At 43.3% G+C, this 23,996-nt stretch carries 21 protein-coding genes; 13 read left to right on the plus strand and 8 right to left on the minus strand.

Annotated features, from left to right (window positions below):
- Window positions 1-31: 31 nt before the first annotated feature.
- Together A7985_RS01665 and A7985_RS01670 are read right to left on the minus strand one after the other, a co-directional pair.
- Window positions 32-1,246: a M24 family metallopeptidase gene (locus tag A7985_RS01665; RefSeq protein WP_065788703.1), complete on the minus strand. Its 1,215-nt coding sequence runs from the start codon at window positions 1,244-1,246 to the stop codon at window positions 32-34.
- 27 nt (window positions 1,247-1,273) lie between these two features.
- Window positions 1,274-2,512, minus strand: a complete 1,239-nt coding sequence (locus tag A7985_RS01670) for an NAD(P)/FAD-dependent oxidoreductase (protein ID WP_065788704.1) — start codon at window positions 2,510-2,512, stop codon at window positions 1,274-1,276.
- Between the two features lie 206 nt (window positions 2,513-2,718).
- On the opposite strand from A7985_RS01670, the gene dapA reads away from it, so the two are divergent.
- The 4 genes from dapA to A7985_RS01690 all read left to right on the plus strand — a co-directional run bounded on the left by dapA (window position 2,719) and on the right by A7985_RS01690 (window position 7,061).
- Window positions 2,719-3,633 (plus strand): 4-hydroxy-tetrahydrodipicolinate synthase, encoded by a 915-nt coding sequence (dapA, locus tag A7985_RS01675; RefSeq protein WP_065788705.1) that lies wholly within the window; start codon window positions 2,719-2,721, stop codon window positions 3,631-3,633.
- Between the two features lie 12 nt (window positions 3,634-3,645).
- The gene (locus A7985_RS01680) at window positions 3,646-4,647 is read left to right on the plus strand and encodes a 4-hydroxyproline epimerase (protein ID WP_065788706.1); all 1,002 of its coding nucleotides are present in this window, start codon (window positions 3,646-3,648) and stop codon (window positions 4,645-4,647) included.
- A gap of 42 nt (window positions 4,648-4,689) precedes the next feature.
- On the plus strand, window positions 4,690-6,183 hold the full coding sequence (locus tag A7985_RS01685) for an aldehyde dehydrogenase (NADP(+)) (RefSeq protein WP_065788707.1): 1,494 nt from the start codon (window positions 4,690-4,692) through the stop codon (window positions 6,181-6,183).
- Window positions 6,184-6,395: 212 nt separating this feature from the next.
- Complete coding sequence (locus tag A7985_RS01690) at window positions 6,396-7,061, plus strand: GntR family transcriptional regulator (RefSeq protein ID WP_065788708.1); 666 nt, start codon at window positions 6,396-6,398, stop codon at window positions 7,059-7,061.
- An 80-nt stretch (window positions 7,062-7,141) separates the two neighbouring features.
- On the opposite strand, the gene A7985_RS01695 is transcribed toward A7985_RS01690, so the two are convergent.
- Window positions 7,142-8,185, minus strand: a complete 1,044-nt coding sequence (locus A7985_RS01695; RefSeq protein WP_065788709.1) for a type III polyketide synthase — start codon at window positions 8,183-8,185, stop codon at window positions 7,142-7,144.
- A gap of 499 nt (window positions 8,186-8,684) precedes the next feature.
- On the opposite strand from A7985_RS01695, the gene A7985_RS01700 reads away from it, so the two are divergent.
- The 4 genes from A7985_RS01700 to A7985_RS01715 all read left to right on the plus strand — a co-directional run bounded on the left by A7985_RS01700 (window position 8,685) and on the right by A7985_RS01715 (window position 14,990).
- Window positions 8,685-11,261 (plus strand): TonB-dependent receptor, encoded by a 2,577-nt coding sequence (locus tag A7985_RS01700; RefSeq protein WP_065788710.1) that lies wholly within the window; start codon window positions 8,685-8,687, stop codon window positions 11,259-11,261.
- Between the two features lie 206 nt (window positions 11,262-11,467).
- Window positions 11,468-13,063, plus strand: a complete 1,596-nt coding sequence (locus A7985_RS01705) for a hybrid sensor histidine kinase/response regulator (RefSeq protein WP_065788711.1) — start codon at window positions 11,468-11,470, stop codon at window positions 13,061-13,063.
- 83 nt (window positions 13,064-13,146) lie between these two features.
- Window positions 13,147-14,259: a response regulator gene (locus A7985_RS01710; protein WP_065788712.1), complete on the plus strand. Its 1,113-nt coding sequence runs from the start codon at window positions 13,147-13,149 to the stop codon at window positions 14,257-14,259.
- A 284-nt stretch (window positions 14,260-14,543) separates the two neighbouring features.
- On the plus strand, window positions 14,544-14,990 hold the full coding sequence (locus A7985_RS01715) for an Hsp20 family protein (RefSeq protein WP_065789996.1): 447 nt from the start codon (window positions 14,544-14,546) through the stop codon (window positions 14,988-14,990).
- Window positions 14,991-15,063: 73 nt separating this feature from the next.
- Here A7985_RS01715 and A7985_RS01720 read toward each other — a convergent pair whose 3' ends face one another.
- The 3 genes from A7985_RS01720 to A7985_RS01730 form a co-directional block, all read right to left on the minus strand.
- Window positions 15,064-15,354, minus strand: a complete 291-nt coding sequence (locus A7985_RS01720; RefSeq protein WP_065788713.1) for a hypothetical protein — start codon at window positions 15,352-15,354, stop codon at window positions 15,064-15,066.
- A gap of 121 nt (window positions 15,355-15,475) precedes the next feature.
- Window positions 15,476-16,108, minus strand: a complete 633-nt coding sequence (locus A7985_RS01725) for an FMN-binding negative transcriptional regulator (protein ID WP_065788714.1) — start codon at window positions 16,106-16,108, stop codon at window positions 15,476-15,478.
- Window positions 16,105-16,680 carry a GNAT family N-acetyltransferase gene (locus tag A7985_RS01730; RefSeq protein ID WP_065788715.1) on the minus strand — a complete coding sequence of 192 codons (576 nt, stop codon included), beginning with the start codon at window positions 16,678-16,680 and terminating at the stop codon, window positions 16,105-16,107. Before A7985_RS01730 ends, A7985_RS01725 begins: the two co-directional genes overlap by 4 nt.
- A gap of 172 nt (window positions 16,681-16,852) precedes the next feature.
- Between A7985_RS01730 and pdxR the strand changes: the two genes are divergently transcribed.
- On the plus strand, window positions 16,853-18,304 hold the full coding sequence (pdxR, locus tag A7985_RS01735; protein WP_256096635.1) for a MocR-like pyridoxine biosynthesis transcription factor PdxR: 1,452 nt from the start codon (window positions 16,853-16,855) through the stop codon (window positions 18,302-18,304).
- Window positions 18,305-18,375: 71 nt separating this feature from the next.
- Here pdxR and A7985_RS01740 read toward each other — a convergent pair whose 3' ends face one another.
- Window positions 18,376-18,570, minus strand: coding sequence for a CVNH domain-containing protein (locus A7985_RS01740; RefSeq protein ID WP_065788716.1), 195 nt, complete (start codon window positions 18,568-18,570; stop codon window positions 18,376-18,378).
- A gap of 145 nt (window positions 18,571-18,715) precedes the next feature.
- Entirely contained in the window at window positions 18,716-19,189 is a 474-nt protein-coding gene (locus A7985_RS01745; RefSeq protein ID WP_065788717.1) for a SixA phosphatase family protein, read from the minus strand.
- 230 nt (window positions 19,190-19,419) lie between these two features.
- On the opposite strand from A7985_RS01745, the gene A7985_RS01750 reads away from it, so the two are divergent.
- The 4 genes from A7985_RS01750 to A7985_RS01765 are packed head-to-tail and all read left to right on the plus strand — an operon-like array spanning window position 19,420 to window position 23,951.
- The gene (locus A7985_RS01750; protein WP_065788718.1) at window positions 19,420-20,682 is read left to right on the plus strand and encodes an efflux RND transporter periplasmic adaptor subunit; all 1,263 of its coding nucleotides are present in this window, start codon (window positions 19,420-19,422) and stop codon (window positions 20,680-20,682) included.
- 15 nt (window positions 20,683-20,697) lie between these two features.
- The gene (locus A7985_RS01755) at window positions 20,698-21,420 is read left to right on the plus strand and encodes an ABC transporter ATP-binding protein (RefSeq protein ID WP_065788719.1); all 723 of its coding nucleotides are present in this window, start codon (window positions 20,698-20,700) and stop codon (window positions 21,418-21,420) included.
- A gap of 1 nt (window position 21,421) precedes the next feature.
- Window positions 21,422-22,735, plus strand: coding sequence for an ABC transporter permease (locus tag A7985_RS01760; protein WP_065788720.1), 1,314 nt, complete (start codon window positions 21,422-21,424; stop codon window positions 22,733-22,735).
- A 13-nt stretch (window positions 22,736-22,748) separates the two neighbouring features.
- Complete coding sequence (locus A7985_RS01765; protein WP_065788721.1) at window positions 22,749-23,951, plus strand: ABC transporter permease; 1,203 nt, start codon at window positions 22,749-22,751, stop codon at window positions 23,949-23,951.
- Window positions 23,952-23,996 lie beyond the last annotated feature (45 nt).

A 23,996-nucleotide genomic window follows, 5' to 3' on the forward strand; every position in this document is an offset into this window, starting at 1 on the left:
ACGGTTTTTAAAGTCCGTAGGTCTTTTGAAGTTACTTGTCTAAGCCGAATGGGTCATCGATACTATGGCTTGGCTGAGTGAACCACTTGGGCCCATGCTCTGTCATGTAGAAATGGTCCTCCAGTCGAATGCCAAACTCATCGGGGATTACCAGCATAGGCTCGTTCGAAAAGCACATCCCTGGTGCCAGCGGCTGCGGGTTATCTTTCACTAAATAAGGTAATTCATGAATATCTAATCCAATACCATGGCCAGTTCTATGCGGACACCCTGGTAATTGATAGTCAGGTCCAAGGCTTTGTGACGCCAAATAACTTCTCGCGGCATGATCAACATCGCCACACGTAGCGCCTATTTGTGCAGCTTCGAAAGCACGCGCTTGAGCCGTCTTTTCATGTTGCCACATTGTTCTTTGACGCTCTGTAGCTTCTCCATATACATAAGTTCGAGTGATATCACTCAAATAACCATGAAGCTTACAGCCGGTATCAATTAAAACGACATCTCCTTGTTTCAGTATTTGAGGGTCTTTAACCCCATGAGGGAAGGATGACGCTTTGCCAAATAACACAATGCAAAAGTAATTGCCCGGAGCCCCGACTTTTTGATGAGCTTGTTCTATAAACTCTTCTACTTCAGTGGTCGAGATACCCTCATATAAAATAGATGCAGCCGCTTTATGCACTTCGAGTGTCATGTCCATCGCGCGCTGAATTAACGCAATTTCATTGTCTGATTTGTGCATTCTGCAATGTGCTGTAACGTGATGGCCATTGATGATGTTTAATTCGGAATTGGCTTTGGCAATACCATCGACGGTAAAAAACGCCGTGCTTTCATCTATGGCCAGTGTTGCCGTCTGAGCAATGCCTAATTCTTTTAAAGCTTTACCAACTAGCTGGTAGGGGGACTCTTCTTCTTGCCAAGCGTGGATATCTCCTTTGATAACCTGATACTCATTGATTGTACCGAGCTCAAAAAACGGCGCGATAAATCGGACCTGTCCTTGTGCGGGCAAAATAGCACCAACCAAGCGTTCACTTGCAGACCATGATAGTCCCGTAAAGTACTTTAAATTTGTTCCGGCATTAAGATAAAGGGCATCAATATTGTGCGCTCGCATATATGATTGCGCTTTTTCCATTCTCGCTTGAAGCTCTGGTTCAGCAATTGGCGTGACGCCTGCGGTCATATCATTGAGGCTATCTAACGCTGCCTGCTTAGTTTGAAAACCTATACCTTTCATAAATTATTCCTAATGTTTTGCTCAGTGTTACTGAAAACGCGTAATACTGTAGGGGCTAATATCAAATGCACTTGGCTGTTTTGCAACCAAATTTGCGACGAGTTCACTGCTGATAGCGGCCTGTGTCAAACCAAGGTGCTGATGACCGAGTGAAAAAATGATGTTTGGGTGGTTTGGTGCTTCACAAATGACGGGGAGTGAATCGGGCAGTGACGGTCTTGGTCCCATCCAATGCTCACCTTGTTGTACATCGTCAAAATCTTTCAGCATATTCTTAGCATGCGCGAGCAGACATGCCGCTCTTTCATACATTGGGGGAGCATCGAGCCCCGCAAACTCGACGGTGCCTGCCAACCTGAGCCCGGTATTCATAGGCGTCATGATGAATTGTCTATCAGCGGAGGCGACGGGCCGAGATAAGGCGTGGGTGCTTAACATATTGTGATAACCCCGTTCAGCTTCAATGGGGAGTTGATAACCAAGGTGTTTGCATAAGCGTTTACTCCAAGCCCCTGTACTCACAATAATTTTTTCGAACTGGCCATGTTCGGTTTGATGCGTGGTGATTTTCCATGCACTACCGGCTTGATAAATACCTGTGACTTGCTGTTGTACAAATAGCCCGCCAAGAGACACAAACTTATTGTAAACACAAAGACTAAGTTGATATGGATCGGCGGTGTGCCCAACCTCCGTAAATAACAAGGCATACTTAATACGGACGCTCAATTGTGGTTCAAGCGCTTGCACTTCTTCTTGATTTAGTAAGTCGACTTTGATGCCTTCTTTTACAAACTTGTTTTGCAATGCGCGAATTTCGTCAAGATTGCCATGTTCAAAAGTTAATAGGCTACCCCGCAAGGTTACGTGTTCTTCAAAGCTATCACCAAGTAACCTAGCGTATGCATTTATCGCGTCCTTGTTTAGGACCTTGAGCGCTTCAGTGTGCTGCTCGTATTTGCTACCTAACATGTTGTAGCAAAATTTGATAAACCAAGGCATAGCTTTAGCAAAATAGCGCCAATCTATGCGTAACGGACTCAGACTGTCGAGCAGCATTTTGGGTAACTTGGGCAATAATGCGCTATCAGCAAGGGGAAAGATCTGCTCGGTTGCAAAATGCCCTGCGTTTCCTTTTGAGCATTGTTCTCCAATTCCATGTTTGTCAAATAAAGTAACTTGATACCCTTGTTGTTGTAATTGAAGGGCATTACAGAGGCCTACAATACCAGCGCCTATTACTGCAATTTTGTTGTTTTTTTCCATTGTATCTCTCTTTTTTCGGATTGCATCAACCCCAATCACAAGGTTCTATAAAAAAATTAAAATAAATAAGTTCAATTAAAACAATTTGTTATTTGGTTTTTTGATGATTTTAAAGGGTGAATTCACTAATCATCAAAAAAAGCATATTGATTATTGTATACAATATACCTATGATGAAAAGCAAGAATTATCACAGAGGAAGAATCATGAAAGTAAATTGGCAGGGTGTTTACCCAGCAGTAACAACTCAGTTCAACGACGACGAAAGCATCAATTTTGAAACCACAAAAGCGATGATTAATTCACTCGTTGAAGAGGGTGTTCACGGCATCATCGTGCTGGGCACTGTCGGTGAAAATTGTTCGCTGCGTGCCGAAGAAAAAAGACAGGTACTGGAAGCTGCGAAAGAAGTGGTCGCTGGTCGTGTACCTGTCTTGTCAGGTGTTGCGGAAACAACAACTGCGCTTGCTATCGAGTTTGTAAAAGATGCACAAGCCATCGGTATTGATGGTTTCATGGTGCTACCAGGTATGGTGTACCGTTCAACAGAAAGAGAAGCGATTCACCATTACCAGCAAGTAGCCCGTGCTACGTCGTTACCAATCATGATTTACAACAACCCGATTACTTACGGCGTTGATGTGTCAATCGAAGGTATGGGTGTACTTGCACAAGAAGACAACATTGTTTCTGTGAAAGAAGCGACTGAAGATACGCGTCGTATCAGCGAGCTCTTCTCAGCATTTGGCGACCGCTTTGTTGTATTTGGTGGTGTAGATGACATTGCCCTTGAAAGCTTAATGTTGGGTGCTACAGGCTGGATCTCTGGTCTGACAAACGTATTCCCACGCGAATCAGTAGCGATATATAAATTGGCTCAGCAAGGCCGTTATGAAGAAGCAAGAGAATTATGGCGTTGGTTCTTGCCTTTACTACGCCTAGACACTATCCCGACCTTGGTGCAATGCATTAAGTATGCTGAACAGTTAGCTGGTCGAGGCAGTGAGAAAACACGTTCACCACGCTTAGCTCTGACGGAAGAAGAAAAAAGCTATGTAAGTCGCTTATATGATGAAGCGCTCAATAATCGTATTGATTTAAGTAAGTACAACCTCGACTAAGGATAAGACGCGATGAACAGGGGCACATTCTTTTGTATAGATGGCCACACATGTGGCAACCCTGTGCGCTTAGTCACTAGCGGCCACCCTCATCTTGAGGGGGCCACAATGAGTGAAAAGCGACAGCATTTTTTAAAAGACTATGATTGGATCCGACAAGCATTAATGTTCGAGCCGCGCGGCCATGACATGATGTCAGGCTCTTTCTTATACCCACCTTGTACTGAAGATGGCGATATCAGTATTTTGTTTATCGAAACTTCAGGCTGTTTGCCGATGTGTGGCCACGGAACGATTGGTACAGTGACCTTCGCGTTAGAGCGAGGTTTATTACAACCAAAGCAACCTGGGCTCGCCAAGCTTGATACACCAGCTGGGCGTGTTAACGCGCACTATGAAATGCTTAATGGCAAAGTAAATTGGGTAAAGCTCTTCAATGTGCCAGCGTTCTTGGCCTATGAAAAGCAAGTTATTGACGTGCCTGAACTGGGCGAATTCACTGTGGATATCGCATATGGTGGCAATTTTTACATCATTGTAGAACCTCAAGCTCTATTTAACGGCACACAAAATACCACGGCTGATCAATTGGTGGTCATGAGCCGCAAATTACGTGAAGCGGTGAATAAGCAAATTGAATGTGTTCACCCAGAAGACTCGACTGTGCGCGGGGCAACACACGTTTTATGGACAGGCGATCCAAAGCACTCTGACTCTAGTGCTGCAAATGCGGTGTTTTACGGAGATAAAGCAATTGACCGCTCGCCTTGCGGAACCGGCACCAGTGCCCGAATGGCACAACTCTTTACTCAAGGCCGGTTGCAGCAAGGGGAAGACTTTGTTCACGAAAGTTATATCGGCAGTCAATTCATCGGGCGAGTCGAAGGTGTTACGGAAGTGGCTGGGAAAGTGGCCATTTTACCTAGCATTCAAGGCTGGGCGAGACGTACTGGCGCGAACTGTATCACAGTGGACGACGACGACCCCTATGCATACGGCTTTCAAGTGATCTAAGTAGATTAATGATATCGGTATCATCGTTTATAGGAGACGAAGATGGCAATCACAGGATTAAGTTATATTGCTGGGCAGTGGCTTGGCAATGAAGATGGCAAAACCTTCCAAAGTTTTTGCCCGGGCACCAATGAGCAGTTACCTACGACATTTTATGATGCGACTGAAGCGCAGTTAGAGCAAGCAGCTGAAGCTGCTCAAGCTGCATTTAAACCTTATCGCAATCTAAGTAACCAGCAACGTGCCGAGTTTTTAAATTCGATAGCACAAGAGATACTGGATCTTGGTGATATTCTTATCGAAACAACAATGCAAGAAACCAACTTGCCGCGTCAGCGACTAGAAGGTGAACGCATGCGGACCGTTTCGCAGTTACGTGCTTTTGCTAATGCCCTTGAACAGGACCTTGCGCCCCTCAACCTCAGCTATGTAGACGAAGCTGATGCAAGTCGGGCGCCACTGCCCAAGCCGCGTACTGAATTAAGCCACATTCCTGTTGGGGTTGTTGCGGTATTTGGTGCATCTAATTTCCCATACGCATTTTCGACGTTAGGTGGGGATACGGCGGCCGCACTTGCTGCGGGTTGTCCGGTTATTGTCAAAACACACAATGCACACCCCGCAACCAGTGAGTTAATGACAAAAGCGATCGACAGTGCAATTAAGAAGTGTGATATGCCAGATGGCGTATTCTCTATGTTGCAAGCTAAAGCATATAGCATCTCACACCAGCTAGTGTCGCATCCGGTGGTTAAAGCAGTTGGTTTTACCGGTTCATTTAATGTTGCAAATGCACTGATAGAGACGATTAACAAGCGTGAAGAGGCCATTCCATTTTACGGCGAGCTTGGCAGTGTCAATCCTCAAGTCATTTTCAAAGACAAAGCGTCGCAAGCCGGTCCGGCGTTAGCCCAGCAGTTGGTAGCGTCCTTATTGATGGGCAACGGTCAGTTTTGCACTAGTCCCGGTGTCTGGTTTGTACCAGCTGGACAAGCAGAATTTGAAGACGCAGCAATTGAAGCGATTAAAGCGGCGAGTTCTGACACTCTGTTAACACCAGGCATTTTAAAGTCATTTATTTCCGCGATTGCCGGGTTTGAAAGCAATAGCAACGTTACAAAGCTGGCAAAAGGCAAGTTGGAAAAGCCTTATCATGCAGATGCACATTTATTTGCATGTGATGTGGAGACGTTCCTTGCTGATAAGCATCTACAAGAAGAGGTGTTCGGACCTTGTGCTCTGATTGTGAGATATAACAGTGATGAGTCGCTTGTAAAGGCAATAGATTCGCTCGCTGGTCAATTGACTGCAAGTGTACATGGCACAGAGCAGGAGCTTACATACCATGCTGAGCTTATCAATGACTTACATTACAAAGTCGGTCGCATTACGCTTGGGCAAATGCCGACTGGCGTTGAAATATGTGCGTCGATGAACCATGGTGGACCATTCCCATCGTCAACGGATGTCAGATCAACATCAGTTGGGTTGCAAGCCATGACCCGTTTTTTAAGACCTTTGTGCATTCAAAGCTAATCTTAAAAAAGTAAGAAGAGCAGTTCATTTCAAACCTGTGTTAGGTGCGAAATAGAATGTTGCGTGTTTTTATTTGTCAGTGGAGTAAAGCCTGTTCACTTGCAGTGAAGAGGCTTTTTTACATTATTAAGGCTTGAAAGTTCATACGCCTGACGTGCATTTTTTATTTTGGTACGTATAATGTAAGCCACTGTAAACTTTTGATTAACCATATGGCGATCGTACATAAAACTAGAACTCAACTTGTAGCCGAAGCGATTCGAGACAAAATTTTAAGTGGCGAAATCAAAGCCGGAGAACCTCTGCGCCAAGCAGCACTGGCGGATGAACTCAATGTTAGTCGAATCCCTGTTCGTGAAGCATTACTTCAGCTGGAAGCTGAAGGGCTGGTTAATTTTGAAGCGCATAAAGGTGCAACGGTAACCCGCTTGAGCGCTGAGCAAATCGATGAAATTTTCGATTTACGTGCTTTACTTGAAGCTGAGTTACTACGCCATTCCATTGAAAAGCTGACTAATCGAGACCTATTGGAAGCAGAAGCCATACTCGCAGATCTTGAAGAAGCGATGAACGCGGGTGATGCACAATTGGCGACGGGTAAACTCAATGCAGAGTTCCACGATAAGCTATACAGTCGTGCTGAGCGACCTCAAACAAAAGAGCTCGTTGCAGTCTATAGTAAGAATTCTGAACGATATGTACGCATGCATATCTTGCTTGCGGGCGGTATTGTCACCGCGCCAGAAGAGCACAGAACGTTACTTCAATTATGTCGTGATAAAGATACTGATGGTGCTTGTGCGTATTTACAGAAGCATATTAAAGGTGCCAAAGATGACATCAAGGCATTGTTACTCAGGCTAGAAGAAGAAGCCTAATATATAGACAAGCCATTTTGCTCGGCGATAAGAGTGAAATGGCTTTTATCCTATTAGTTTATGGTAAGTGGTTTAACCCCTTACTGCCAAATGCCTACACTCATCTCTGATGTAAACCCGGGCCCGAAAGCGGCTAAAAGACTCGTTTCTCCTGATTGAGCATTGTCAAAAGTGCGACGCAGTACGTCTATCACTGCGACGCTGGAAGTATTACCGGTTTCGGCAAGGCAAGCTCTGGAATGTCTAATTTTGTCAGGGTTAAGTTCGAGGCACCTTTCAAGCTCATCTAAAATTCGTCTGCCACCTGTGTGAAAAATGGTGTTATCAACACCGTTTGCGTCGATTTGTAATTTATCCTGACAAAAAGACTGAAGGTAAGGTGCAACATGCGGGATGGAATGCATAACGTCCTTATCCAAAGAGAATTTAAAGCCTTTATCTGTAAGCTGGTATTCGATGTATGGCATTGTATCTTCAATGGTCACACTTTGGTTATGCGTCAGTTTTAATCCCCATGTTTGATTGTCTCCTCGCATGACCACCGCCGCCGCGCCATCAGCGAACAAAGAGTTGCTGATGAAGTCTTGTAATCGTCCAGCCTCTTTGTGAAAACAAAGAGATGATGTTTCAACACAAACGATTAATACATTTCTATCTGGGCGGTGCTCACAAAATTCAAACGCGCGGCCAATCGCGGAAGCACCAGCCACACAGCCTAATTGCGCAATTGGAATTTGTTTGGTATCGGGACGCATCGAGAGGCGATTTATTAAATGCGCGGTAAGAGAAGGCATCATAAATCCAGTGCAGGAAGTGGCAATGACCATGTCAATGTCATCAACGGCTAATCCAGCATTATGGATCGCTTCTTGGGCAACTTTTTCGGCCATTTCAATCGCCGCATCTTGGTATACGCGGGCGCGCGCTCCGAAGTCTCCTTGTTTTACAACATCAGTCAGAGGCATGATCAGGTGCCGTTTTTCTACCTGCGAATTTTGGATCATTTCAAATGCGCGTTTTTTATAGGGGCTGTCTGGATGGCAAACTTCAATGACTGTCATGATGTCGTCAGCATTTACTTCATAGTTTGGATAATAAGTTGCTGGTTTGCTTAAAGTTGTCATGATTTCTTTCTCCTTAATTAAATGACAATAAGCAAGACCATATTGATGTTCCTTTTATTTCACAAATATTCAAATTATTTTTAACTAAAGTAACTTTTTTAATGTAAGTACCTGATTGGGAACATAATTATGAATATATTTATTTTTCATTGGGGAAGCGTTGCTATTTTCGACTTCAAATGGCGTTAATCGCTTTCTTTTGTTGATATAAATGGAATATTAGAGAGGGCTTAAATCGGTGAATATAGAGACAGGTAACATAGATTTACACTCAAGAACGCTTCTTTACCTACCTTTTCTTATCTTTTCAAATTCTTTATCTTATTGAAATGTAATAATTAAACTGGCATTCCTTGGTGTTTTTATGACGTTTTAAAGACGCTTTTTAAAATTTGGGTTTTTATTGCGCTTTTATTAATTTTTCATTCATTTTTCTGGCCATAATGTCTGTGGCAAGCGCCATGGCAAGTAATAAAAACACCAATTTAGGAAAGTATCTATGAGAAAAACTGCGTTAAGTATCGCAATTGCAGTCTCGACCACTGCCGCAGCGGTACCTGTCTTTGCACAAGACTCAGCCGTTAAAATTGAAAAGATTGAGGTTACGGGATCTCGTATCAAACGCGCCGATATGGAAACAGCTAGCCCAGTCACCTTTATTGGCGCAGACGCTATTCAAGCCAGTGGCGCAGTGACCATTGATGATGTACTACAGGATATTACAGCCGCTGCTGGAGCAATGACCAATCCGGGGGTTAACAACGGTTCTGGGGGTAATGCGAGTATTAATTTACGTGGCTTAGGTGCTCAGCGCACACTGGTATTAGTCAATGGGAGACGAATGATTAACTCTGGGACGGGTGCCGCTTCGACAGTAGACTTAAATACGATTCCCGTTGCCATGATTAAGCACATTGAAGTTCTCAAAGATGGGGCGTCAGCTGTGTACGGCACCGATGCTGTAGCTGGGGTTGTGAACATTATTTTAAAAGATGATTTTGAGGGTGCAGAGTTAAACGCGCAAACGGGTGTATCCGGTGAAGGTGATGCCGAACAACACAACGTAGACTTAACCGTGGGCACTAGCTTTGACCGCGGTAATATGGTGTTTGGTATTCAGTATATGGAAAGGGGATCGGCCAGCCAAGCTGACAGAGACTTCTCTAAGTGTCCAATCACCGAGACAGATGAAGGGAGTGCGTTGACCTGTGGTGGCTCGACTATCACGCCTAATGGTCATTTGTATCTAGAAAATGGTAAAGAGTTACAAGGGGATAAAGACGGCAATTATGCAGAATATAATCCTGCAACAGACCCTTATAATTATGCTGCTGAAAGTTACTTGTACACACCGATGCAGCGGTTGAATATCACTGGTAATCTGAATTATGAGATCAATGGGAGTACCACATTATTTACTGAAGCAATGTATTCAAAGCGCTGGTCTGAACAACAAATGGCCGCTCAGCCAGTGTGGTTTGACTTCACGTATACAGAGGCCATGGGCGATGAATTGTTAAAACATGGTGCAGAATATGGTGACTCAATTCACTATCGCCGTCGAATGACCGACACGGGGACTCGCGATTTTGCGCAGGTCGTCGATACGGTGAGAACAGTGGTTGGCGTTGAAGGCCTGTTATCAAACGATTGGAGTTGGGATGTTGCGGTTAATTTCGGCCGGAATGATTCTATAGATAAACTTTCAAATCTGCATAACATTGGCAGCCTTACAGAAGACATCGAGCTTGGCAATTTCAACCCGCTCGATCAAAATTCTTGGTCGGCTGACAACATGACTGATTATATCTACACGGAGCAAAATACTGGCGGCAGCCAGATGCTTAATCTGAGTGCTTCACTTGCAGGTGAACTATTTGAATTACCTGCGGGCTACCTTGGCTTTGCGACGGGGATCGAAAAGCGCACAGAAAAAGCTTGGTACACACCAGACTCGTTGACTTCACAGGGGCTGGCGAACGACCCGAAAGTAGAGCCGACTAGCGGTTCGTATGATGTGAATGAAGCATTTGTCGAATTTGCGATTCCTGTACTGGCAGATGTCCCTTTCGCACAGAATTTAGACTTAAGTGCAGCAGTACGCGCATTTGACTATTCAAGTTTTGGCAGTGACTCGACGTGGAAGTTGGGTTTTACATGGAAGCTTAATGACGAGCTCATGTTTAGAGGGGTGAAATCAACTGCATTTAGAGCGCCAACGGTTGATGAGCTCTATGGGGGTAAGTCGCCGTCATTTGAACAGATTTCTCATCCACTATTGGATAACCAAGCGGAAGTCATCGTCGGTGGTAACGCAAGCCTGACGCCTGAAGAAGCGGACACGCTGACCTTTGGCTTGGTTTATGAGCCCAGTTTTATAGAAGGGCTTTCTCTGACGGTAGATTACTATGATATTGCGATTACCAACGCAATCAGTGAAGTGAATAACCAGTACATCGTTGATAATTGTGTCGACAGTTCAGGTAACCTAATAAACCAAGGCTCAGCCGTGTGTCAGTCGGCAAATATTCAAATTGCGAATGGTAAAGCGACATTTAACAATCAATTACAGAATATCGGTGATGAAACAACACAGGGCTATGACATAAATATTGCTTATCACTTTGAAGCGATGGGACTGAATTGGCATGCCGGCCTCGATACTTCTATTCTGAATGAGCGCACGATAACAATGGCAGGAGAAACCATTGACTATACCGGGCTAATCACCTCGGGGCTTGGTAGTTATGCGGATATTAAGTCGAGCTTTAATCTGGCGGTGAAGTCAGACGTTTGGAGTGCAAACTATAAAGTTCGATACTTGTCATCCATGGATAGCTTTGCATGCATAGATAATCCAAGTAGCTGCTACGCACCAAGCGTACCTAGTATTGTATATCACGATTTATCAGGCAGTTATTTCGTTAACGATAGTATGAAGTTCACGGCGGGTATCAATAACTTATTTGATAAGCAACCTCCATACTATACAGGTAATAATGACTCTAATACTGATCCATACACATATGACACTTTAGGGCGATATGTATATGCGGGTATGAATATTAAGTTTTAATGCTTAAGCAAAAAAGCAATAAACACACATTTTAATTGTTCACAATCTCTTTAGAGAACCCAAAGGGCGCACATTTTTGTGGCCCTTTTTTACTTTATGTTGTGCTGAAACAAAATTTATCAGAATCATAGCTGATAAGTTAGGCAGTTATGTTAGTCGCTGCTAGCTTTATAAGTGGAAGCGAAGTACAACAAGGTGGATGATTTGTGAAAGCAGCCAAGTTACCCGATGACGAAAGTGAAAGACTAAAGTCACTAAAAGAATATGACATATTAGATACTGATGCCGAGCATTGTTTCGATGAAATAACTCAGTTGGCGTCGCAACTGTGCGGCACGCCCATTGCCTTGGTGAGTTTGATTGATAGTCAAAGGCAGTGGTTTAAATCTAAAGTTGGACTCGATGCATCTGAGACCCCCAGAGAATTCGCCTTTTGTGCTCATGCAATTTTGCAAGATGAGGTTTTTGAGGTCTGTGATGCTTCGGCTGATGTTAGATTTTTTGACAACCCTTTGGTCACTGGCGGACCAAAAATACGCTACTATGCAGGCACGCCTTTACGATCATTTTCTGGTCAAGCTATTGGCACTTTGTGTGTGATAAACCCAAAACCAATGCAATTAGATCAAGCACAACGTAACGCGCTGACAATTTTAGGTAGACAGGTTATTGCGCAGCTGGAGCTGAGGAAAAGAATCAAAGAAATTTCTCAGGCCAATCAAGCTAAAGACGAGTTCTTGTCTAACATCAGTCATGAACTAAGAACACCACTCAATGCAATTTCTGGGTTCAGTGAATTGCTAATGCAATCTTCAGAACAAGAAAATTTGAGCACATCACAAATCAACTATATTAAAAACATCGATTTTGGTTCTCAGCAGTTATTAAGTATCGTAAATTCTGTACTTGAGCTGGAAAAAATTGATGCCGGAAAAATGGATTTGCAACCTGAACCCATAGAAGTATCAGGGCTGATTAAAAATGTGATCGGGATGATGGCTGTAAGTGCAGAAAAAGCGCAAGTAAACCTCGAGCAGTCAATATCCACTGATCTGAACGGGACAGTCTTAAACATCGACAAAACCAAGGTAACGCAAGTTTTAACCAACCTGCTTAACAACGCGATTAAATATACCCAAACAGATCGTAAAGTAAGGCTGAGTGCTAAAACAGCCGATAATCAGCTTGTCATTGAAATTGAAGATCAAGGAAGTGGTATCAGTGACTCAGATCAACGCAAGCTATTCGACAAATACCGCCAAGTCGGGAGTGTACGAAAAGAGGGCACAGGTCTAGGGTTATGTATTTGTAAAGGGTTAGTTGCATTGATGGGGGGCCGTATTCATCTAACCAGTGAGCTTGGTAAAGGCACAACGGTGCGGGTTGTATTGCCAGTAGAAATTGTCACGGAACAACGGATTAAAAACGATGCTGAGGCACATGGAACCTGCCACCGATATGTTTGTGTTGTCGAAGATAACCCTTTGAATCAAGTGTTGATGCAAACAATATTACAACAGGTTCAATGCCGTTTTGAGATCTTCGACTCTGCTGAGAGCATGCTGAGTAGTCCGGATTTAGCAGATTTTGACGTCTTTTTAATGGATATTAATCTCCCAGGCATGTCGGGGTTGGAGGCGCAACAGGAGCTGAAAATAGTGTGTCCATCAAAGCCCGTCTTTGCTGTCACTGCCGATATTTTTCGAGAGCGGGAACTGAGGAAAGCATTTGATGGAGTGATCGCAAAACCCTATCGAAAAGTACAGATCATAAATGTGTTAAACAACAAAACAGAACCATAGAGGAATAAAAGGCAGGCTTGCATCCATGCTTTGTAAATTTCCGTCTATATTGTGATTAGGCTACTTAATGAAAAGGACCTAAAATGACAATTCGTGTTTTAGTAATTGATGACGACAAGACATATCGAGCGCTATTGCAGCAAACTTTCTGTGAATATGATGTGTCAGTTGCTTGTAGTGGTGAAGAAGGGATCAAGGTTGCGACGCAACTTAAACCACATGTTATTCTACTCGATATTATCATGGAAGGTATTGACGGGTATGCAACCTGCTCTGAACTAAGGAAAATTGAGCATTTAAGCCATACCCCCATCGTTTTTATATCAAACTTGTCTTCTTCAGATTGTCGTTTGAAAGCCTTTGAAATTGGTGCCAATGACTATGTTTGTAAAACCACTCATCCTGATCAGCTCAAATCAAAAGTTGTTAACATTCTAGAAGCAGATCACGACTACTTTGAAGCACATGCGGATATTGCTGAGAAAGAGTCGTTATTACTAGATTTGCAAAGACAAAATGCGTGTATGAAATCCATTAGCCTGTTTATGCAAGCAACGCATTTTTGCAGTGACTTTGACGCATTACAAAGGGTATTTATCAACACAATGTCGAATTTAGACATGCGCGCAGTGGTGCACTTTAAAGGGCGTGAACAATTTGGCAGTACATCAGGCGTCGTTGCAAAACTAGAGAGAGAACTATTGTTACATCACGAGGATTTTGAACGCATCCACCAGTTTGCGCATGGTCCTATGGTGTTTAATTGGAGCGGTAGCATCTTATTGGTAAAAAATGTTGGGGAACTCACTGATATTTGTTCGCATGTGATGGACGCACTTGAGCTGGCCATTAGCAACCTGAGCCGACGCGCTGAAATGGTTGCTCAAATTCTTTCAATCGAAAAAACCAATAAAGAAATATTGGCAAATTTGAAAGACGCAAAATCTAAATCAAGCAGTAAATTAAAAACGCAATTATTTGATTCAGGACTTATATCTCAATTTGACCTGCAAGATGAAAATGACCTAGACGAGCTTATTGCCAGTTCTAGTGATAGCTTGGTAGGAATGATTGAAGAGTTTGGTGACAATGCAGAAAAGATCAGCGCCATATTAGGGAGCTTAAAAAAGCCGCCTCAAGAGTTGAGGTTTTTGTTTAAAGAACATGCCTCTAAAGCTGATACAACCTTATTCTAGGTTTGTAAGGCTTGTTTGCCACTCAAAGATAAGCTACTGGTAATCGACTTGCTAGTAGCGGCAAATTTAAATTTTTAATTTATTTAATCTTTTTAAATCATAGGTTTAAAAATAATCCAAATATTTTTACTAAAAATTCCTTGAAAAGAAAGCTGCGCGTCCATAGATATGTTTATGAGGTCGCCGATAGGGGCCTAAATTAAATTAACCATATGTTTTTAAAGCTATTTATCGCTCACTTTTAGAGGTTGAATAGCATGTTATCGCTTAACGAGGATATTATTATGCGTACAGTAGATTTATCACCACTATATCGTTCATTCATTGGCCTAGACCACCTTGCTTCGTTGATGGACTCTGCACAGAGAAGTTCTGAAAAGCAATCTGGCTTTCCTCCTTACAACATTGAAGCCTTGGATGAAGACAAATACCAAATTACCATGGCTGTGGCGGGCTTTTCAGAGCAAGAGTTGTCGTTGCAGTCAGAAAATAATACGCTCATTGTCACCGGTGAGAAAAGCAATAAAGATGCACAACAAGAAAGAAAGTTCATTCATCAAGGCATTGCAGAGCGTAACTTCGAGCGTAAGTTCCAACTTGGTGACCATATTAAAGTGTTAGGTGCAGAGCTAGAAAATGGCTTGCTAGTCATAGACCTAGAAAGAGAAGTGCCTGAAGCAATGAAGCCAAGAAAAATCGAGATTGGCTCAAGCAAATTAATTGAACAGTAATTAAAAATTCTCCTTGTGACTTGTTGTTAAGTTTCCAACCAGCCGCCTTTGGGCGGCTTTTTTGCATTGATATTTAGTCAGTCGACTTTTTTCTGTGCCATGCCGCAAACGCCTCACTGACTCTATCATCACTACGAAAGCTCGATATGGTTCTGGCATTGAAGGCATGCGGGTTTTGATTCACTTGTTTTGCTAAGTCATCCAATATTGCTTCGCCGTAGGTTTCGTATAATTGAATTTCTCTAGTGATTAGAGTAATTTCTCGGCTCGTCATTGCACGACCACCTTGAACAGTTGAGAAGATATACTCACTTCCATCTCGAAGAAGTGTCCAGCAATAGGGCTTTTGCGCTACGACTTCCATTTGTGTTCACCATTTGTATTAGAAACGAATATTTGTGCTTAAATTATCATAAATATTGTTGAAGTGTCATTAATTAGGTTTAATTATAGGTACGAAAGGGACGCTACTTGCGTCCCTTAAGTTATTGGTAATACGCGCTCATTTCGGATTTCGAGGCGCTTAGCAGATTGGCTATTTCACTTCGAGTCTCAGCTGGTTTATTTTGGCTCAGCTTAAATTGGCCAGTGATATGTGTCACTTTGAGTTCAAAGAACAGTAAGCTCTTGCACATCGCAATGAGCTGTTTTTCCGGTACTGCACTCAGTTGCCATGGCTGTGAATCTGTTTCAAAAGCAGTGAGCATATGGTGTAAAGCTTCGATTTGTTTATCAAATTCTTCAATTTCATGCAGCCTAGCTTGAATGTGGACAGTTGCATAATCCCAAGTTGGCAGCTTAATCCCTTTGATCTGTGCAGGTGAAAGGTATGTATCAGGACCATGAAAAACGCCATGTATTTGCTTACCTTTAAACTTTTTTAATGGGTTTGTTGGATTGGCGTGGCCGTATAGGGTGAGAGACTCACGGCATAGACTCAACGGCATATGACAGCTATGGATGTCTATTTTATGGTCCATAACATGGTCTATGACATCGTCCACGGCATCGTCCATATCATGAGCTTGGCAAAACAGTGTTGCCAATGGGTACCTTTCGATAATTTCAAACAGCTCTACGTTGTTTGACTCCACATAATCAGTTGGTGGATAACTCACAGCCAGCCCTCCAAACGCGATTTAATCTCTGGCCACATCTCATCAGTGATGCTAAAACGCGCGGTGTTACGAAAGCTTCCATCTGGTAGCTTTCTATTTTTAAGGTGTACGCCTTCAAAGTGAGCCCCCAGTCTGGCAATGGCACTGCGAGATTTATGATTTTGCTCGTGAGTTTGAAACTCAATTCTCACTAGACCTAATTGGTCGAAAGCATGTTTTAGTAGCAAATATTTTGCATGGGTATTGATATGGCTGCGCTGCCACTCTAGCCCAATAAATGTGTGGCCAATTTCGGCTTGAAGATTGACTTCATCAAGGCGAAAAATGCGGGTATTGCCTGTCACGGATCCTGTGGCGACGTCAATAATGGCAAAAACAAGCTGCTCTTTTGCATCAAATTGCGCCGTTTGTTCAAACCAATCTTTTAAAATCTCTGGTGTTGCACAGTATCTACTTGGGACCCACCGCCATATTGCTTCCGCTTGTCCGACTTTTTGCAACTGTTCTAAATGTTTTTCTGACAGAGGTTCTAAGCGCACTTTATCTGTGGTCAAGACCGTTGTTTCAAACATAAAAACTCCTCTCGCATGAGCAATTAACAAATAGTGTGAGGTAAAACTCACGAGGTATGGTTATTAGCATATCCACTTCTGGTTCGGTTAAAACAACCAGATTTAAAAATGTAGCTATACCAGCTTGTGTCTATAAACAGAGTTTTGTAATTTAGAAGGCGTTTTTTCTTTCATGGCAGGTATTATGTTTTCAGGCAAACCTTTAGACCGTAGCATCCAACAGCCTAAATATATTCAACTAGCTAGCCAAATTCGCGAAGCAATACAAGCTGGCCGATTAAAGCCCGGAGATGCATTACCATCAGCACGTCAATTGGGGTTACTTTTCGAGGTAAATCGACACACAGTGATGACCGCGATGCAAAATCTGGTGGCTGAAGGTTGGCTGCTGTCTATCGTAAGGAAAGGGTACCAAGTAAATACACAGCTCCCAATCGTTGATAGTGTGAAAACATCGCAGAATTCAGCAGTGATTGGTCCGGTTATTCCTCAGTTTGCTTATGCAGTAGAGCACATAGATAATTTGCCACCAACAAAGTTCCGATATAACTTTGCAGGTGGCCTGCCGGATGTAGCGCATTTTCCTTTTGATGAGTTTCGTCGCAGTATGAATCGAGTCTGTAGAGACGTCAGTGCAGCATCATTACACTATCAAAGTGTTGCTGGAGAAGGGGCTTTAAGGACTCAACTAAAACACTATTTACGCACTGCGCGAGGCTTAACATGCGATGATATTTTAGTGTGTAATGGTTCCCAAGAAGCGCTGTTTCTGATTGGACAAGCGTTTATTGAAGCTGGGCAGGGAGTCGCGATGGAAGCTCTGGGATATCCGCCAGCAAGAAAAGCATTCCAAGCAGCTGGTGCACAAATCTATGATCTCACACAAGATCAGCATGGGCTCTGCGCGGATTCCTTAGCCCGATGCTTATCAAAAAATAAAGTGAAATTACTCTATGTGACTCCATTACATCAGTACCCCACAACTGTGACTATGCCAGTATCTCGACGGATGGAAATTTATCGCCTGTGTGTTGAACATGGAGTTTTTATTATTGAAGACGATTACGACCACGAGTTTCATTACAGTTGTCCGCCATTGCAGCCTATGGCAGCCAATGATCCTGCGCAAATTGTCATTTATCTGGCTACATTTTCCAAAATTATGTTTGCTGGTGCTCGTATGGGATATGTCACCGCATCAAATGCTGTGCTCAAACACCTTAGCGCATTGAAGCAGATTGTAAATCATAAAAATGAGGCGTTAATGCAGTTGGCCATCGCTGATTGGATGGCGGCTGGTCATTTTGAAAGGCACTTAAGACGAATGACGAAATTATATCGTCAACGCTGTGACGTGATGGATACGTCTTTACAACATTTTCAAAAGCAAGGGTTGGATATTGATTACCTTAAACCGCAAGGTGGCATGGCCTATTGGGTTGATTTGAAGCGAGACGTCTCGAATCTGCCAAAAAAGCTCTTTCAGGCAGGTATTAACGCCCATCCAGAGCAGAATTTTTGTCACAGCCCACGCGCGCGTTACACGCATATTCGCTTGGGGTTTGCAGGCCAAGCAGAACACGATATTGAAAATGGCTTATATGCTTTATTTGATTTGCTCTAAACATATAGGAGGAAAAAAGGCCCATGCCTAGGCCCATTATCGACGTATTGATTGCATGTTTTAAAAGGGAATTACTTTGAGTCAGGGCGCCATGTGAGTTTGCCATCAAGGTTTGCGATGTCATATTTCAATTTGCTTTCTACCCAGGTGCCATCCTCTTTTTGGCAAAGTGCAATAATATAGCACTCCGTTTCGCCAGGTATGCCCTCAAAATGTATATTACGGCAACTCGATTTATAAGAACCTGGTGGGGTAATAAATGACATGTAATCTGCACTCCAGTTGTTATTATGTAATGAGGCAATAACCTAACTACGATTGATTTGATGGAGTCCACTATAAAATCAAAAAGGGTGTGTGAGTATTACACTTTATTACACCAATAAAGTGTAATGTCTTATCCGTGAGCCGTTATTTATCGGAGCTTTTTATCTCAAGTTTGGGCTCACCATCTACAAAGGTTACAACAAATATTTTGTCAAACTCGTCTTCTTCAATTCTAACATCTCTGTTGGTGAGTAACTTCACTAATACTGGCGTTGTATTACTATGACCCGCGACGACGACAGTGCCCGTTTTCTGCTTTAATTCTCTGGCAAACCCATCTAGGTTACGCGCGTCATAAACAGCAACATGCGTGTCTATTAAATCCGCCAAAGGCGCTAAGGTCGCTTTAGTACGATTATAATTAGTTGAATAGAGTTTAGTTGGCTCCAAAGGCAGCATCATTTGCGCAATACGCCTTGCACGTTTTACTCCGTCTGCGGTTAAAGAAGGATCTACTCCCTTTTGCTTTTCTGCATGGCGCAATAAAACAATGTTTTCAGGCATCGCGAATACCGAGAATGTCAGCAAACTAAGCGCGGTAAATAATAGGGTACGCATAAACTATCTTCCATTGAAATTTTTGTCACTATAGCGTTTTGCGCCCCATCACGCACTTAAAATTATACGCGTGTTCAATCTCCCACCAATGTGTCCGCAGCGGACACATTTTCTGTCCGCGGACATAAAGCACACATATTAAAAATAAAAAATAATTATAAAACAATGACTTAAAATTGGCACGGTATTGGTATCCCTTTCTTATAAGACACCCAATTACAGGAAATACCATGATAAAGGATACCCGCGGACAAGACGTTGTTGTAGATACCCCACAGACTATTTGGCAGCGTAAAACAATATTTGGTTTAGGCATAGGCGTTTTAATTGCCGGGCTTGCGTATGGCGCGATGACGCAGGCAAAAACCCAGCTGTCGGTGGCCAAGCAGGATTTGGATATTGCGCGAGTCGAGCTGGGTGCGCTGACTCGAGAAGTGAGTGCCAATGGTAAAATAGTTGCCGCTCACGCGCCAACGGTTTATAGCCCTGAAGTGGGCGTTGCAACTTTACATGTAAAAGCCGGTGACCAAGTGAAAGTGGGTCAACTCATTGTTGCTCTAAGCAGTCCAGAGCTTAGTAATGAACTCAAACAACAACAATCTGAGCTGAATCGGCTAGAGGGAGAGTGGCAGCGGCAAAAATTGGAGTCTCGCCGTCAAGAGTTGGGGTTAACAAAATCCTTGGACTTAGCGAGCGTCGCACTGCAAGCCGCTGAAAGAGAAAACCGCCGAGCTCAAATCTCTATTAAAGCTAGTCTAATCAGCCAGATAGACCTAGAGCAAGCCGAGGATGAGTATGCCCGTGCAAAATTAAACTATGCCCATGCTCAGCAAGAAGCCGATCTCGGAAGAGATACTTTAAAATTCGAATTGTCCTCAGCTAAAAATCGCTATGAAAGACAAAAGTTAGTGGTTGACGAAATTCAACGCCGTGTAAGCAACCTTGAGATCCGCGCGTCGGTCGAAGGGATTGTCGGCAACTTGTTAGTACAAAATAAAGCCGCGGTCTCCCAAAACGAAGCTTTGATGCGATTAGTCGATTTGTCGGCGTATGAAGTCGAGTTACAAGTTCCAGAAAGCTATGCCAATGAGCTAGGGATAGCGATGCGCGTGGTGATGCGAGTAGGTGCACAGGAGTTATTCGGTGAGCTAAGTGCAATATCTCCGGAAGTAAACAATCGTGAAGTCACAACTCGCGTGAAGTTTAAGAGTCAAGACATCACGGGGATCCGTCAAAATCAACGTGTACTTGCACGCATTCAATTAGAGAACAAAGAGAACGTATTAAAGGTGAAGCGCGGCCCATTTTTAAATGTGGGTGGACACTTCGTTTACTTGCTTCGAGATGACATCGCGCAGCGGGTGTCGATCGAAGTGGGATCTAGCAGTTTAAAAGACATTGAAATAAAAGCTGGGTTACAAGAGGGTGACGAAATCATCGTCTCTGGATATGATGCGTTTACCCAAGCGGATTCAGTGCTCATAAGACAATAAAAAAGGACAGTAATAATGTTAAACATGCAAAATATTGGCAAATTGTACCAAACAGAAATGGTGCAAACCCAGGCACTGAGAGAGTTTAATCTAACCGTTAATGAAGGTGAGTTCATTGCCGTGACCGGGCCTTCAGGCTCTGGTAAAACAACATTTTTGAACATTGCAGGGCTGTTGGAGCCATATTCGTCAGGCCAGTACATGCTAGATGGAATTGATGTTGGCAAACTGAATGATAATCAACGTTCAGATCTTAGAAATCAAAAAATTGGATTTATATTTCAGGGCTTCAACTTAATACCAGATCTCAATTTATTTGAAAATATAGAAGTGCCATTGCGATATCGAGGCATAAAAGCCAAAGAGCGTAAACGACGTGTTGAGCACTGTCTTGAGCAAGTGGGATTAGCTGGACGTGCGAGACATTTACCTCAGCAGTTGTCTGGTGGTCAGCAACAGCGTGTTGCAATTGCCCGTGCCTTGGCAGGAGAACCTAGGTTTTTGCTCGCGGATGAGCCAACCGGTAATCTAGACAGCTTAATGGCGAGACAGGTTATGACATTGCTCGAAGAGCTAAACCAAGCTGGCACCACCATTGTTATGGTTACCCATGACCCTGAGCTAGCAAGACGGACGCCGCGCAATATTCAAATTGTTGATGGCCAAGTTGCGGATTTTACTTTGTATCAAGGGGGGCAATCCCCCCGTGTTAACCCACAAAAACCTGTGGAGGCCTAACATGTTGATGCACTATTTTGATCTGGCGTGGCGCAATATAAAGCTGACGCCTTTAATCAGTCTACTGATGGTTGTTGCAATCGGAATTGGTATTGGGGTCACGATGACGTCGTTGTCTGTCTATCACATGATGAGTGCAGATCCGATCCCGCAAAAAAGTGAGCAATTATATGCGGTGCAATTACAGACCATGGATGACGGGCAAACTTGGAATACATCTGACGATGTGCCTACTCAGCTGACCTATATCGATGCTCAATATTTGATGGAAAATTCCCCCGTGGCCAAGCGGGCAGCCATGATGAAATCAGGCGCAGCTGTTCATTTAGATAAGGCCGACAGCGCGCCATTTATTGAAGATGTACGTATCACAGGTCGAGATTTTTTCTCCTTGTTTGGTTTGTCGTTTTTACACGGAGAAGCTTGGACTCAAGCACAAAGTGATCAGGCCGCGCCAGTTGCAGTTATAAGCGAAGATTTAGCCGAGCGGTTATTCCAACGCTCAGACGTTCTTGGCGAGTCAATTTACTTAGATGAGCGCAGTTATGAAGTTATTGGCGTAACTCAATCCTGGCAGCCGACGATAAAGTTCTATGATGTGAACAACGGCCCTTTTCAACAAGCAGAACACATATTCATTCCGTTTAGTCACATAGAAGCGTATCAACTTCATAGTTGGGGGAACACCAATGCGTGGAAAAATGAAGAAACGCGCTCGTATGCGCAATTTCTTAATTCTGAAATGATTTGGTTGCAGTTTTGGGTAGAGATTAATTCCCAATCGCAACTAAAAAGCTACCAACAATTTTTAATGGACCACATGCTTGAACAGCAAAAGTTAGGTCGCTTTAATCGTAAGGAACTTGATTACAACCTTAAAACGGTTAACGAGTGGCTTGGCTACAATCAAGTCATTGATCCGGACAACAAAATATTGGTCGGTTTGAGCTTTATGTTTCTAGCCGTATGTTTAGCGAACATACTAGGCATGTTATTAGCTAAGTTTTTAAAACGCGCCCCAGATGCGGGAGTACGACGCGCATTAGGGGCAAGTAAAAGACAGATTTTTTATCAACACTTAGTTGAAGTTGCACTACTTGGTTTTTTGGGCAGCTTAGTGGGTATTTTGCTTGCGCAATTGGGCCTCATTGGGATCCGAGAGACCATGTCGATTTATGTAGGCATTGCAAAAATGGATTGGGTGATGCTGCTTATTTCTCCGGTAATTGCAATTTTGGCGTGCTTATTAGCGGGGCTGTTTCCTGCATGGGTGGTATGCAAAACGTCGCCTGCAACCCATTTAAAAGTTCAATAAGGGAGTGCTGAAAATGTCAGAAATTAAACCTATTCTCAATACCTTGATGCGCTCTAAAGCGGGTGCTTTACTGCTGATTTTACAAATTGCCATTACGTTGGCCATTGTGAGTAATGCGATATCTATTGTGTCGGACAGAGTTGATAAGCTGAGTGAAGATACCGGCTATGATGAACAAGGTATCATTGCTTTTACAGTACTGACTTACAACAGAAATATTGACCGAGCGAAGCAATTTAAAGAAGACATGGCCAAACTAAAAGAAATTGATGGGGTCATCGAAGCCATGACGGTTAGTTCGATCCCCCTCTCAAGCAGTGGCGGGTCTTGGATTGTGAGCGACAACCCAGATGAAATGCTAGGAAAGCGCGTGGACAGTGGCTACATCCAAGCAAATTACAAAGTATTGAGTGCATTTGGATTATCTCTTAGTGAAGGCAGAGACTTTGAAGCACAAGATGAAAGCGAAGGCGGGGATGGTCAATTTCCCTCGGTGACTATTGTAAGCCGCGCCGTTGCAAACAAGCTCTTTGGAGAGGGAAAAGGGCTCAATGAGTTTATTTATAGCGGTGATAACATGATGAAGATTGTCGGTATTGTTGAAACCATGAAAAGCCAGTGGCCTGACTCGAAAATGGGTGACAATGTTATGCTTATTCCAAGAGAAAGAAGCAGCATGTATCAGCGTGTCATTGTAAAAACTGAACCCAGCAAACGATCAAAAATCATGAAGTTGATTGAGCCTTTACTCTTAGAAAATGAGCGTCAGAGAGTCATTATTGGTATCAAAGGACTTGATGAAGCAAAAGCACAAACCTACCAACGCGACACGCTCATGATAAGAATGTTGGTGGCACTGATTGTATTTTTGGCGATCATAACTGCGTTGGGTATATTTGGCTTAACTCACTTCAACATCAGTAAACGCACTAAACAAATCGGCACACGCCGTGCTCTGGGCGCAAGAAAATCGGCGATTTTCAGCTACTTCTTAATCGAAAATGCGCTCGTCACTGTGTTCGGTTTAGTGGTCGGTGCGTTAGCAGCACTGTATTTGGGGGGTCAGTTGATGGCTTTATACAATATCCCAGCATTGGATTGGTCAATGGTGTTTTATACCGCGCTCACAATGTTGGCTATGAGTCTACTTTCGGTATATCAACCAGCTAAGCGAGCTGCGAATATTTCCCCAAGCATAGCTACCCGCAGTATTTAATCAGAGGTGCAAGATTATGTTACACTCGAAAGGGTGTAACATAAT

The sequence above is a fragment of the Pseudoalteromonas luteoviolacea genome, assembly GCF_001696455.1.
In the GTDB taxonomy this organism is placed as follows: domain Bacteria; phylum Pseudomonadota; class Gammaproteobacteria; order Enterobacterales; family Alteromonadaceae; genus Pseudoalteromonas; species Pseudoalteromonas luteoviolacea_C.